Raw genomic sequence first — 13045 nt, 5'->3', positions numbered from 1 at the left:
AGAACCCCAGGTCGCGTGACGGGTATCGACAACCCGGTCGATGCCGCGCGCAATCCCGGTCATCCGACGGAAATCCGCCGGCACCCTGCGCGGTTGGCGTTGGTGGAGTTGATCACCGCAGTTCCGCACACCTCACGGAGGACCCGTGCACGCCATCACACTCAGCGCCTTCGGCCCCGCCGAGAACCTCGTCCACGCCGAAGTCCCCGACCCGGAGCCGGGCCCCGGCGCGCTCCGCATCGCCGTCCGCGCCGCGGGAGTCCACCTGCTCGACGCCGCGTTGCGCGAAGGCGACGCGGCCGGCCTGCCGTTCCCGCTGCCGGAGCTGCCGATCGTGCCCGGGCGCGAGGTCGCCGGGGTCGTCGACCGGGTCGGCGACGGCGTCGACCCGTCGTGGCTCGGCCGCCGCGTCGTCGCCCACCTCGGGACCGCCAACGGCGGCTACGCCGAACTCGCCGTGCGCGAGGCCGATGCCGTGCACCCGATACCGGACGGGCTCGGCTTCGAGGCCGCGGTGGCGATGATCGGGACGGGCCGCACCGCGCTGGGCATCCTGCACGTCGCGCAGCCGACCCCCGACGACGTCGTGCTGGTCACCGCGGCGGCGGGCGGCGTCGGAACGCTGCTGGTGCAGGCCGCGCTCGGCGTCGGCGCGACCGTCGTCGGCATCGCGGGCGGCGACGCGAAGGTCGAGCGGGTCCGGGCGCTCGGCGCGCACGCCGTCGACTACACGCGGGCGGACTGGCCGGAGCGCGTGCGCGAGGTGCTCGACGGCCGCGACGTGACGGTCGCGTTCGACGGCGTGGGCGGCGACGCGGGCCGCGCGAGCCTCGAACTGCTCGGCTTCGGCGGCCGGTTCATCATGTTCGGCTGGTCCGCGGGGAAGCCGACCGAGCTGACGGGCAAGGACCTCTACGACAAGGTCCTGAGCGCGACGGTCGCCCTCGGCCCGCGCCTGCTGTCGGCCCCGGGAGGGCTGCGCGGCCTGGAGGAACGCTCCCTGGCCGAGGCGGCGGCGGGCCGGCTGGTCCCGGCGTTCCAGACCTTCCCGCTGCGCGAGGCGGCGCAGGCGCACATCGCGGCGCAGGGGCGGGGCACCGTGGGGAAGACGGTGCTCGTGCCGTAAGCGCGTCCGCGCACCCGCCGGAGGGCGGCGGGTGCGCGGACCTGCGGTTGTTCAGGACGCCGGGCGGCCGGTGGAGCCGGGCGGCGTCTCGACCGCGTCCGAGGCCGCGCCGACCATGGCGGCGTACACGTCGGGCTGCGACGCCAGTTGGGTCAACTGGGCGACGGTGAGGAGCTGGACGTCGGGGCCGCCGGGGCCCTCGACCAGGTTGTTGTTGCTGTCGAGGCCGCGGGACGTGCCCCCAGGCGCGATCAGGCCGAGCGAGATGATGCGCTTGCCCTCGCCGTCGCGCCAGTCGCTGCTGATGGTCTTGGCGCCGTTCGGCAGCGTGTCCCGCTTGCAGCCGGTCGGCAGCGGGGCGCCCTTGCGGTCAGGCATGAACGACGGGTCGCACATGTCGTCGGGCTCGGAGCCGGGTGCCTTCGCGTTGCCCACCGTGAAGGACAGGACGGACTTGGAACCGTCCTCGCGGGTGAGGATCATGCTGTACGGGGAACCGGGCTTGGGCTCGGCGCTGACGATCCCCGCGGGCAGATGCGCGGACACCGCGGCCAACAGGCGGACGCTCGAATCCATGGGCGAGACGGGTTTGCCGCTCGGCGCGCCGCCGCCGGCGGGTGCCGACGGGGACGGCAGCCCGGCAAAAGGCGGGACCGCCGCGGGATTGGTCTCGGACGCCGGCCCCTTCGCCAGCACGGTCGCCCCCACCACCGCGCCGCCCAACACCGCCGCCACGGCCACGGAGCCGGCCGCGAGCCGGATGCGGGCGGTCCTCCGTACCCGCGCGCCGCGCGCCTTCACCGCGGCCACGTTCACGATCACCGGCGGGTCGTCGGTGAGCAGGTCGTCGAACATCGCGTTCAGCTCGTTCTCGTCACGCATGGTCGTTGTCTCCGTAGTCGTCGATGCCGGTCAGGCACGGGCGATGTCGTGCACGGACTCCCCGAGCACGCGCCGCAGTTGCTCGAGCCCGCGGGTGGTCGCGGACCGCACCGCCGCCGAGCTCTTGCCCAGCAGCGCCGCGGTCTCCTCGACGCTCTGGTCCTCCCAGAACCGCAGCACGAGCACCGCGCGGTAGACGGGAGTCACCCGCGCCAGGGCGGCCAGCAGCGCCAGCCGCCGGGCGCTGTCCTCGCCGGCACCGGGAGGCACGCCGGGGTCCGGGATGTCCGCGGACGGGAGTTCCTGGCTGCTGCGCTTGCGCCGGGTGTCGACGTACACGCGCACCAGGACGCGGCGCGTGTACGCCTCGACGGACTCCGTGTCGTGGACGCGGTGCCAGACGGCGTAGAGCTTGGCGAGCGCCGTCTGTACCAGGTCCTCCGCCAAGTGCCAGTCGCCGCACAGCAGATAGGCCGTGCGCAGCAGCGGACGGCTGCGCGCCGCCACGAACTCCTCGAACTGGCGCTCCAGCGCGGGCTTCATCGTGCGTTCCCCCGGGGGGTCGGGTGTGTTGCGGACACCCTTATGAACGGGCCCGGTCTTGAGGGATGTTGCGTCAGGACGTCGACCGGTGGCGAGATACTCAGATCCGCAGCAGGCCCTTCGCCAACGTCCCCGCTCCGCCCGCGAAGGCGAGTGCGAGGACGACCGCGGTCAACCGGTGCGCGGGGAGGCGGCGGGCCAGGAGTTGGCCCAGGGTGATGCCCGCGGCGACCGCTCCGGCGCACCACAGCCATACGGCCGTCGAGAGGTCGGGCGTGCCCCTCGCGGCGAGGGAGGCCGCGTTCACCAGGACGCCGTAGAACTGGGCGTTCGCGACGAACTCGGGTCCCTGCCAGCCGGCGTTCACCGCGTACAGCGCCACCGGCGGGCCGCCCACGCCGGCCGCGGCGTTCATGACCCCGCTGGCGGCCCCGGCGGCGACCGCGCCGCGACGGCCCTTCAGCGAGCGCACCCGTATCCCGGCCGCCGTCACCGCGACCGCGGCCACCACGACGGCGCCGATCGCCGCGAGCAGCGCGGGCTCGGGCAGCACCCGTACCAGCGACGCCCCGACCGGAACGGTGACCACGGCCGCCGCGACCAGCGGCAGCATCGCGCGCAGCCGTACACGGCGCCACGTCACGGCGAGTCCGGCCGCGCTGATCGCCCCGGCGGCCGCGTTCGACGCCCCGACCCCGGCCGCGGGCCCCAGGAGCACGACGAGGCCGGGCCCGGCCACCAGGCCGAACCCGAGCCCGGTCGCGCGCTGCAACGCGGCCGCGACCAGCACCACGGAGGCCACCGCCAGAAGCTCCACCGGCGGATCGTCCCACCACGGGGAGGGGCGGCTCGGGGCGGGGTCCCGCCGCACGCGGGATGCCGACGCGGAGCCGGCGCGCCTCCGGCCTGATGCCCCCGCTTTCCGCCGACGCGGGATGCGGACGTTGTTGCTCGGCCCCTGCCGGCGCACCCGGGGGTGGCGTCGGTCGCGGTGGCGCCGCGGCCGAGTGCCGTGACGGGCAAGATCGGCGTCGCGCGGTCGTTCTCGGTAAGCCGTCGCTGCGCGCCTTGCGCGCCTTGCGTGGCCGTCACCGCCTCGAACCTCGCCGTCAACGCTCCCTCGCGGCCGTCCGCGCGTCTCGCCGCCGTCCGATCCACGCCGCGGCCACGCGTCCGCTCACCCGGCGGCCGCCCGCTCACGCCGCGGCCCCCCGTCCGCCCGTCCGCGAAACGCCGGAGGCCGCCGCGTCCGTCCCCCGTAGGGGCGGACACGGCGGCCTCCTGTGCCGACTTAGCGCGTCGACCAGCGCTTCATGCCGTCCTCGACCGCCTCGACGATGCGCGGCCGCAGCTCCGCGGCGTTGATCACCGCGTCGACCGAGCCGACCTCGACCGCGCGTCGGATGCTGTGCACGCCGTCGAACTCCGCGGCGACCTCGCCGAGCTTCTCCGCCCGTACGGTGGGCCGCAGTTCGGCCAGCTGCGCGTGCAGCGCGGCGCGCGCTGTGCCCTCGGCCGCGCCGGCCCGGGCCTGCAGCTCGGTGACGCGCGGGTCGTTGGCGGTGCGCTTGTCGACCTCGCCCGAGAACACCACGGCCGCCGCGGGCGCGCCGCCGAGCACGGACGCGAACGAGCCGTCCAGCGCGAGCACCGTCATGTTCGGGTTGAGCGCCTTCGAGAACACCACGAACGCGCCGCCGTGGTACCGCGAGATCACGCAGAACACGATCGGTCCGTCGAAGTTGACGACCGCCCGGCCGATCTCCGCGCCGTACTCCAGCTGGAGCTTGCGCATCGACTCCGGCGAGCCGTCGAACCCGGACAGGTTCGCCAGCACCACCACGGGCCGGTTGCCCGACGCCGCGTTGAGCGCCCGCGCGGTCTTCTTCGACGACTGCGGGAACAGCGTGCCCGCGGTGTACGTGTCGGGGCCGTCGGTGGGCGGGAAGCCGCGCCGCGGCACGGCCCGCGACTCGATGCCGATCAGGCACACCGGGCGGCCGCCGAGGTGCACGTCCTGGACGACCGAGGTGTCCGCGTCCGCCATGCCGGACCACCGCTCGAGCACCGGGTGGTCCTGGTCGGCGAGCGCGCGCATCACGGTGCGGATGTCGAACGGCTTCTTCCGGTCCGGGTTGTGCGCCGCCGAGAAGATCTCGCCGACCCGGGTGAAGTCGCTGCCCTCGACCGCGTGCGGGAAGTCCGACACGTCGCGGTCGACCGGGTCCGTGGTCGCGGCGGTGCGCGGCACCGACTCGCCCGCGGCGACGTAGCTGTGCTCGTAGTGCGCCATCAGCACGTCGTGCGCGGCCGGCAGGTTCGGCGCCCAGTACTGCGCCTGGCCGTTCGGGCCCATGACGCGGTCGTAGCCGCCGATGCCGTGGTTGTCCTCGGCCGACACGCCGCCGGAGAAGTCCAGCGAGTGCTTGCCGGTGAGCACCATCGCCGACTCCGGCGTCATCACGAGAACGCCCTTGGTGTGCATGAGCATCGTGGCTTCGGCGTTCCAGTACGGCTGCGCGCCGACGTTGATGCCGGCCACGACGATGTTGATCTCGCCGCCGTTCTGCGTGAACTCGATGATCCGCTTGAGCGCCGCGGCCACCCAGTCCATGTTCTCGGTGCCCGAGTCCATGGAGATGCGGGCGCCGGCGGAAAGCGCGTACCACTCGAGCGGGACGCGCATCTGCTCGGCGAGGTCGAGTGCGGCGATGATGCGGCGGCACTCGGGTTCCGACACGGCGCCGAGCGCCTTGATCGGGTCGCCGAGCAGCGCGACGCGGGTGACCCCCTGCGGGTGCCGTTCGGTGCGCTTGGTGACGACGCCCGCCACGATCCCGGCCTTGTTGCGGCCCTTCGGCCGGTCGACCGGGACGAGGCGGTGCTCGGCGTCGAGGTCGTGCTCGACGAAGTCCCCGAGCATGTCGGTCAGTTCGTACGGGTACGTGGTGTTACGGGCCTGGGCGCGCAGCACCTTCAGGCGGTAGTCGTCGAGCGGCTCGACCGCGTCGACGGGCGGTTCGCCGATGATGAGTTCGGCGCCGCCGGCCCCGCTGAAGGAGAACCGCACCGCGACCTTGCGCAGCGCGCCCGTCTCCTTGTCGCGCTGCCGCGCGATGAAGAGGATCTCCTCCAGGCCCGCGCCCGCGGTCGTCGGCATCATGCGGCGGCCGATCATCTCGACCTCGGCGCGCGTGAGTTCGATGGGCGGCCACACGTACACCACGACGCGGTTCGTGTGGAAGCGGCGCTGCGCCGGGCGGCCCGCGTGGGCGCGCCGGATCGAGTCCAGGCACGCCGCGACGGTGTCCTCGGCGGTCGGCAGCGAGACCAGGTTGCCTTCGTGGTCGCGGAGTTCGGTCAGGTCGCGGACCTGGGCGAACGCCACGAGCCGGTCGTCCGCCGGGTTTTCGCGTGCCACGCACTGGAAGAGGTAGACCTCTTCGTCCGACGACGGCAGGCGGGTCAGGTCGAAGCCGCTCCACCGCTCCATCTGCATCCGCTGCGCGATGTAGGGGTGCAGGCCGCGGATCAGCCGCTCCTCGACCATCCCGGACTCCGACGGGCGGAACGTGAAGTGGTGGTGCATCACGGCGCCGCCGCGGCCGGCGACCGTCGCGGTGATGCGGCGGACCGAGCCCGGCAGCGGGTGCGCGGCGAGGACGTCGCGCAGCGCGGCGGCCATCGCGTCGAAGTCGCGCGGCTGGCTCTCCCACGCCAGGTAGATGTCGGCGTCGATGGGCTGCGCGCCCTCGGCCAGCTCCGCGAGGCCGCGCAGCGCGTCCCCGAGCCCGTCGAAGCGCACCGCGGCGGACGCAACGTCGGCCTCCGCGCGCTGGGCGACCACGAACGTGCAGCCGGCGGACTCGCGGGTGGCGACCGAGATCAGGCTCTTGTTGCCGTAGTAGCGGCGGGTCAGCACCTCGAGCATGTCGGCGTTGTCCAGGCCGTCGCGGACCAGGCGCTGGCCGAGCAGGCGCACCAGCGGCTCGGTGCTGCGGACCATGTCGGCGATGCGCTCGTCGCGGTCCGGCGCCGCCGGGTTCGCGTCGAGGTGGCGCAGGTGCGCGCGGATCCCCGCGTACACGCGCGCCCGGTTGCGGCGCAGCAGCGGACGGGCGAACCACGCGAACACCACGCCGCGCGCCAGGTCGGACACCACCGGGAAACGGACCTGCGTCGCGGTCACCAGGTGCTCGAGCGCGCGGCCGACCGGCTCGCGCAGGCTCTCCTCCGGCGGCATGTCGTCGAGCCACTCGCGCAGCAGCGCCGCGACGAACTCGGCGTCGGCGGACGCGCGCCGCTGCGCGAGGAAGACGCGGAACACCGCGGACTCCAGCTCGGGCGTGCGGTCCAGGCCGGTGACGCCGTAGCGGCCGAGGGCCTTCGTGAGGCGGGCCTGGAACGCGGCGGGCAGGCCGGCGCGTTCGACGTCGAGGCTCTGCAGGTAGCGGTGGAAGTGCTCGCGGGCGCTGTAGGCGTGGCCGTCGCCGACGTCCTCGCTCGCGGGGCGGTTGCGGCTCAGCTCGGCGAGGTCGGCGAACGCGCCGATGAGCTCCATCTCCTCGGCGAGCGGGCGGCGCCCGGCGGCGGCGAGCTCGCGGCGCGCGGCCAGGTAGTCGTCCAGCACGCGGCGGTCGTCGTACGGGTCGACGTCGTAGCCCAGCAGCAGGCTGCGCAGGTCCTCGAGGCCGCGGGCGGCGCGCGCGGCGGCGGCGACGTCGCCGGGACGGCCCGGCAGGTCCGGCGCGACGGCCTCGGCGGCCGTGGCCTCCTCTTCGGCGCCGTCGCCCACCGGCTCCAGGCGCAGCAGCGGGGCGCCGGTCTCGACCTGGCTGCCGACGGAGACGACGCACTCCTTCAGGCGCGCCTTGAACGGCGCCCGCAGCACGGTCTCCATCTTCATGCTCTCGAGCACCAGCACCGGCGCGCCGGCCTCGACCTCGGCGCCGACCTCCAGCGGGGTCGCGACGACGAGCGCGGGGGCGGGGGAGCGGACTACGCCGCCCTCGTCCAGGCTGACCCGGTGCGCCACCCCGTCGACCTCGACCAGGTAGGTCGGGCCGTGGGTGCCGACGAGCAGGCGGAAGCGGGTGCCGTTGACGACGATGCGGCCGGAGTGCTCGTCGAAGCGCTGCAGCTCGACGTCGGCCGTGTGGACCTCGCCGCCCGCCTCGATACCGACGCGGAAGCGGTCCGCGCCGACGCGGGTGGCGCGCACCCGGTAGGCGACGCCGCGCAGCCGCAGGTCGAGCGGGCGGCCCGACTCGTGGCGGACCTGCGGGCGGCCGCCGAACGCCGTGGACAGCAGGCGGGCGCGCTCGACGCGCTCCTCCTCCTGGTACGCCTCGACGGCCGCGGCCGCCAGGGCGACACCGGAGTGCCGGTGCGAGACCAGCCGGCCTTCGCCGCGGACCCGGTCGATCCAGCCGGTGTCGGCGGAGCCGTCGATCACCTCGGGCTGGTCGAGCAGGTCGAGGACGAAGCTCTTGTTGGTCGCGCCGCCCTCGATGACGACGGTGGTCTCGGCCATCGCGCGGCGCAGGCGGCCGAGCGCCTGCTCGCGGTCGCGGCCGTACGCGATGATCTTCGCGATCATCGAGTCGAAGTCCGCGGGGATGTCGTCGCCCTCGCTGACGCCCGTGTCCACGCGGATGCCGGGGCCGGCGGGCAGCACGAGGCGCGCGATGTGGCCCGGGGACGGCGCGAAGTCGCGGTCGGGGTCCTCCGCGTTCAGCCGTGCCTCGACGGCGTGGCCGAGCTCGGCCGGACGCTCGCCCTCCAGGCGGCCGCCGCTCGCGACGTGCAGCTGGAGGCGTACGAGGTCGGTGCTCGTGGTGACCTCGGTGATCGGGTGCTCGACCTGGAGGCGCGTGTTGACCTCGAGGAACGCGAACAGCTTCTCGCCCGGGTGGTACAGGAACTCGACGGTGCAGGCGCCGCGGTACCCGACGGCCAGCGCCAGGCGCTCGGCCGAGGCCTTCAGCTCGTCGGCCTGCTCGGGGGCCAGCACCGGGGAGGCGGACTCCTCGATGATCTTCTGGTTGCGGCGCTGCACCGAGCAGTCGCGCACGCCGAGCGCCCACGCGGTGCCCTGGCCGTCCGCGATGACCTGCACCTCGACGTGCCGGGCGCCGGTGACCAGGCGCTCCAGGAACACGATGCCGGAGCCGAACGCGCGCAGGGCCTCCTGGCTGGTGCGCTCGTAGGCGTCCGCGAGGTCGTCGGGCGACGCCACCATGCGGATGCCGCGGCCGCCGCCTCCGGCGGTCGCCTTGAGCATCAGCGGGTAGCCGATCTCGCCGCCGGCCCGCAGCGCCTCCTCCAGCGTCGCGACCTCGCCGCGGCTCCACGGCGCGACGGGGACGCCGACCTCCTCGGCCAGCAGCTTCGCGCCGATCTTGTCGCCGAGCCGGCGCATCGCCTCGGGGCTCGGGCCGACGAACGTCACGCCGATGCGGTCACAGAGCTCCGCGAACCCGGCGTCCTCGGCGACGAAGCCCCACCCGACCCAGGCGGCGTCCGCCCCGGTCTCCCGCAGCGCGCGGGCCAGCAGCTCGTGGTTCAGATACGGCCGCGCCGACGCGGGGCCCAGCGGGTAGGCGACATCGGCCTCCCGGACGAACGTCGCGTTACGGTCGGCATCGGTGTACAGCGCCACCGTCTCGATCCGGGCTCCGGTCTCCGCGGAAAGGTCCCGCACCGCGTGAATGAGCCGCATCGCGGCCTCTCCACGGTTGACGATGGCGATACGACGAAACACGGACTGGGCCTCCCAAGCGCCTGCGCATCACAGGTGACGGATCCGGGTTAGGTCGCCCACCTGCACATGTGTCTCCACCCTGCTTGATCGCGGTCGTCGATACCAATGCCTCAACCACGCGTGCCGGAGCCCTGATGTTGTAGAGACCCTACAAAACGACCCCGAAGGTGGGCCGCACGGGGTGCTGCCGCCCCTCGAAAAACCGACTGTTAGGTTCCTCTCTCGTCCCCCAGTAGTCACACCCCTCCCTTCCTTTCTCATCCCCCTCGCGTGTCTCCCCGGAAAGCAGTCGCACCCATGCACCACCCCCGCCGCACCCTCGCCCTCACGACCGCCGCCGCCGTCCTGTCGCTGACAGCGGTGGCCGGGTGCTCGGGCGGCGGCGGTGGGAGCGCTAAGGGGCGGAAAATGGCGTCGGCTCTGACGGGGCGGAATGAGGCGTGCTGATGCTCGGGGTGGCCGAACGGGCGGCAGAGGAGAGCCAAGGAGTATCCGGCGCCTGGTGGGTCGTGCTGGCCGCCGCGTGGGTGTTCACGCTCCTTGCGTGGCGATTCCTTCGCTACGCAAAGCGGCGTATGCCCGAGATGGGGCCTGATGAAAGGGAGTTCATGGAGCGGCGCGTCGGGCCTCTCAGGGTGGTCGCCGCCGTGTTCACAATCGGTGCGATAGGGACCACGATCACGCTGATCCGGCAGGCGTGAGCGGCTCGACGTAGCTCCGCGTCATGCGGGTCGCGCTGCTGCGTGGCGTCAGTGTTGGCGGATTACGGCTTCTTGGACGGCGCTGGCTACGAGGGTGCCGTTGTGGTCGTAGAACTCGCCCATGGCGAAGCCTCGGGCGTCCTGGGCGGTGGGGGAGGCCTGGGCGAAGAGGAGCCATTCGTCGGCGCGGAAGGGGCGGTGGAACCACATGGCGTGGTCGAGGGACGCCATCTGGAGGTTCTGGGGGTCGGTGATGTGGGGGGCGGCCGCGGTGCCGGCGAGGGTGAGGTCGGACATGTAGGCCATCGCGCAGACGTGGAGCAGCGGGTCGTCCGGGAGCTTTTCGGCGGCCTTCATCCAGACGCGCTGGTGGGGGATGCCGTCGGTCAGGTGGGTGGCCGGGTCGGCGGAGGTGGGGACGAAGCGGAGGTCCATCACGAGGCGGGTCTGCGAGACCTCGTAGTGGCGGCGGGCTTCGCGGGGGAGGCCTTCGTACGGGTCGGGCAGGTCCTCGGGGCGCGGGACCTCCGGCATGGCGCGGCGGTGCTCGGGGGTGGTCTCCGGGACCTTGAAGGACGCGGAGAGCGCGAAGATCGTCTCGCCGTTCTGGACGGCGGTCACGCGGCGCGTGGTGAAGGAGCGCCCGTCGCGGACCCGGTCGACCAGGTAGACGATCGGGGTCGTGGTGCGCCCCGGGCGCAGGAAGTAGCTGTGGAGCGAGTGGACGTGCCGGTCCGAGACGACCGTACGGCCCGCCGCGATCAGGGCCTGCGCGGCCACCTGGCCGCCGAAGGCACGCAGCGGGGCGCCGGCGTGGCACGTGCCGCGGAAGATGTTCTGCTCGATCTCGTCGAGGGCGAGGAGGTCGACGAAGGTCTCGGCACGGCCGCCGGCGAACGAGGCCGGCCGGTCCTCAGAAAGATCGCTCACCGGGTCATGGTGCCAGATGGGGGCGAGGGAGGGGAGGGCGCGGCTTCCGTGTTGGGTTCGGGACGCGTGGGCGGGTTGCGCTACGGAGCGGCTCGGGGAGCGATGCGTCGGCTTCGGGGCCGCGGTGCGCAGGTCCGGGTGGTCGGGGCCCGGCGTCGAGGCCGGGCCCCGCGCCTATCGGCTAGCTCGGGACGGCCGCGAGGAACTGCTTGATGATCGGGCCCGCCGCGCCCGAGCCCGAGGTGCCGCCTTCGACGAGGACGGCGACGGCTATGTCGCCGCGGTAGGCGACCATCCAGGCGTTCGTCGAGGTGGTGCCGACCTCCGCGGTGCCGGTCTTGCAGCCGACGTTCGACATGCCGCGCAGGACCTCGGCGCCGGTGCCGCCGCCGGTGGCGCAGTCGACCATCATCGTCTTGAGGTCGCGTGACACGCTCGCCGGGAGCTTCGAGGAGACGGTGTAGACGTCCTGGCCGCGTTTGAGGACGGGCTGGTGGAACTGGCCGGTGACGGCGGTGGCGACGACGGAGGCCATGGTCATCGGGTTCATCTTGAGGGAGCTCTGCCCGATCATCTGGGCGGCGCGGTCGTTGAGGCTGCTCGCGGGTGGGACGACGCCGTCGGTGGTCCCGGCGTCGGCGCCGACCTTCCAGGCGTTGCTGTTGAGCCCGAAGTACTTCGTCGAGAACTCGGACAGCTCCTTGTCGCCGATCTTGTCGTAGAACGCGATCAGGCCGTTGTTGCAGGACTTGGCGAAGTCCTCGCGGAAGGTCGCGTTCGACAGTTCCATGTCGTGCACGTTCTTGAAGGCCTGGCCGTTGACGGTCAGCGTCTTGGCGCAGGGTGCCTTGGTGCCCGGTGTCACCGCGCCCTTCGAGAGCAGCAGCGCCGAGGTGACGATCTTGAAGGTGGAGCCGGGCGCCAGGTTGCCGGACATGCCGTTCTGGCGGTGCACGGTGGCGACGATCTCGCCGTTCTTCATGTTGAGCGCGACGAGGGACGCGGAGCCGTCGTTGCCGACGGCGGTGACCGCGGCGTTCTGGAGCGCGTCGACGATCGTGGACGAGCCGGGCCCGGTGTCCGGCGTCGTCGCGCTCGGGGACGGGGCCGCGGAGGAGGGCGGGGCGCTGGTGACCGGCGGTGCCGAGGTCGCCGGGGCGGCCGGGGGCGCGACCGCGGCGGTCGGGGACTGGCTTTCCGCGGAGGTGTTCTTCGCGCCGTCGTCGTCTCCGCCGAACAGGCCGCAGCCGGAGACGGCGGCCGCGAGGAGCACGCTGCTCAGGGCGGTGACGGATATGCGTTTGGCGCGCTGTGTGGTCGTCGGCTTGGGCATGCCGGTCGATCTCCGTTCCCCCGTGTGGTCGCCTCTGCTCACGCGACCGACTGGTTGCTGAAGCTGGAGGGCGATCCTAAGCCGTTGGGGTGACGGGCCGTTGGCGGGGTTGCGTCCGCCGGCCTTTCGGGCGCCGAGTCGTGATCGGGGCTCTTTGCGAACGCGGTTCAGTCCGCGGCGGGCGGCGCGAGCAGCGCGACCAGGCGGGTGACCTGGTCCTCGGCGCGGTCGGCGAGTTTGCGGTACGTCTCGATCGGCTCGCCGAGCGGGTCGGCCAGTTCGTCGTCCGAGCGGGCCATGCGGCGGGCGTCGCGCAGGGCGTCGACGCGCGCCACCCAGTCGCGCAGCGGCTCGTCGGGCCTGCGCGGGCCCGCTTTCGCGCCCAGGCGCGCGAGTTCGCCGAGGACGAAGGCGCGCGGCTCGGCGGCGGCGGAGCGGGCGGTGACGCCCCAGATGTGCTCGCGGGTCATGCCGAGGACGACGTCCGAGGCGTCGAGCATGTCGGCCGACAGGCGGCGCGAGGTGTGGGCGTGCGGGACGACGCCGTGTTCGCGCAGGACGGCCGCGCTCTCGTCGGTCATCGGCGCGTCGCCCCAACCGAGCGTGCCGGCGGACGAGACCGCCCACGCGTCACCGGTCAGGCCCGCGGCGGTGAGGCGGTGGCGGAGCATCGCCTCGACCATCGGCGAGCGGCAGATGTTTCCGGTGCAGACGACGAGGATCACGGCGCGAGGGTACTGGGGATCATGCTCGGCGGGTGTGCCGGT

The 13045-nt window shown here is 73.4% G+C and carries 9 protein-coding genes; 2 read left to right on the top strand and 7 right to left on the bottom strand.

Annotated elements, in window-relative coordinates:
* The first annotated feature begins 145 nt into the window (after positions 1–145).
* Entirely contained in the window at positions 146–1126 is a 981-nt protein-coding gene (locus QI554_RS07240) for a zinc-binding dehydrogenase (RefSeq protein WP_281467131.1), read from the top strand.
* A 51-nt stretch (positions 1127–1177) separates the two neighbouring features.
* On the opposite strand, the gene QI554_RS07235 is transcribed toward QI554_RS07240, so the two are convergent.
* The 4 genes from QI554_RS07235 to QI554_RS07220 form a co-directional block, all read right to left on the bottom strand.
* Positions 1178–2008, bottom strand: coding sequence for a hypothetical protein (locus QI554_RS07235; RefSeq protein WP_281467129.1), 831 nt, complete (start codon positions 2006–2008; stop codon positions 1178–1180).
* A 30-nt stretch (positions 2009–2038) separates the two neighbouring features.
* Positions 2039–2551 carry a SigE family RNA polymerase sigma factor gene (locus tag QI554_RS07230; protein WP_281467126.1) on the bottom strand — a complete coding sequence of 171 codons (513 nt, stop codon included), beginning with the start codon at positions 2549–2551 and terminating at the stop codon, positions 2039–2041.
* Between the two features lie 100 nt (positions 2552–2651).
* Positions 2652–3368, bottom strand: a complete 717-nt coding sequence (locus QI554_RS07225) for a TSUP family transporter (protein WP_281467124.1) — start codon at positions 3366–3368, stop codon at positions 2652–2654.
* A gap of 474 nt (positions 3369–3842) precedes the next feature.
* Positions 3843–9272, bottom strand: coding sequence for an ATP-binding protein (locus tag QI554_RS07220; protein ID WP_425527927.1), 5430 nt, complete (start codon positions 9270–9272; stop codon positions 3843–3845).
* 482 nt (positions 9273–9754) lie between these two features.
* On the opposite strand from QI554_RS07220, the gene QI554_RS07215 reads away from it, so the two are divergent.
* The gene (locus QI554_RS07215; protein WP_281467120.1) at positions 9755–10015 is read left to right on the top strand and encodes a hypothetical protein; all 261 of its coding nucleotides are present in this window, start codon (positions 9755–9757) and stop codon (positions 10013–10015) included.
* A 48-nt stretch (positions 10016–10063) separates the two neighbouring features.
* Here the strand turns inward: QI554_RS07215 and QI554_RS07210 are convergent, their stop codons facing one another.
* From QI554_RS07210 to QI554_RS07200, 3 genes are all read right to left on the bottom strand, one after another.
* Positions 10064–10945 (bottom strand): acyl-CoA thioesterase, encoded by an 882-nt coding sequence (locus QI554_RS07210; RefSeq protein WP_281467117.1) that lies wholly within the window; start codon positions 10943–10945, stop codon positions 10064–10066.
* Positions 10946–11126: 181 nt separating this feature from the next.
* On the bottom strand, positions 11127–12278 hold the full coding sequence (locus QI554_RS07205; RefSeq protein ID WP_281467115.1) for a penicillin-binding transpeptidase domain-containing protein: 1152 nt from the start codon (positions 12276–12278) through the stop codon (positions 11127–11129).
* Between the two features lie 167 nt (positions 12279–12445).
* The gene (locus tag QI554_RS07200; protein ID WP_281467112.1) at positions 12446–13003 is read right to left on the bottom strand and encodes an arsenate reductase/protein-tyrosine-phosphatase family protein; all 558 of its coding nucleotides are present in this window, start codon (positions 13001–13003) and stop codon (positions 12446–12448) included.
* Positions 13004–13045 lie beyond the last annotated feature (42 nt).

Source organism: Yinghuangia seranimata (assembly GCF_029953285.1).
Classification (GTDB): Bacteria; Actinomycetota; Actinomycetes; order Streptomycetales; family Streptomycetaceae; genus Yinghuangia; species Yinghuangia seranimata.
The sequence above is the reverse complement of the archived record's forward strand: the minus strand, read 5'-3'. Positions and strand labels throughout refer to the sequence as shown.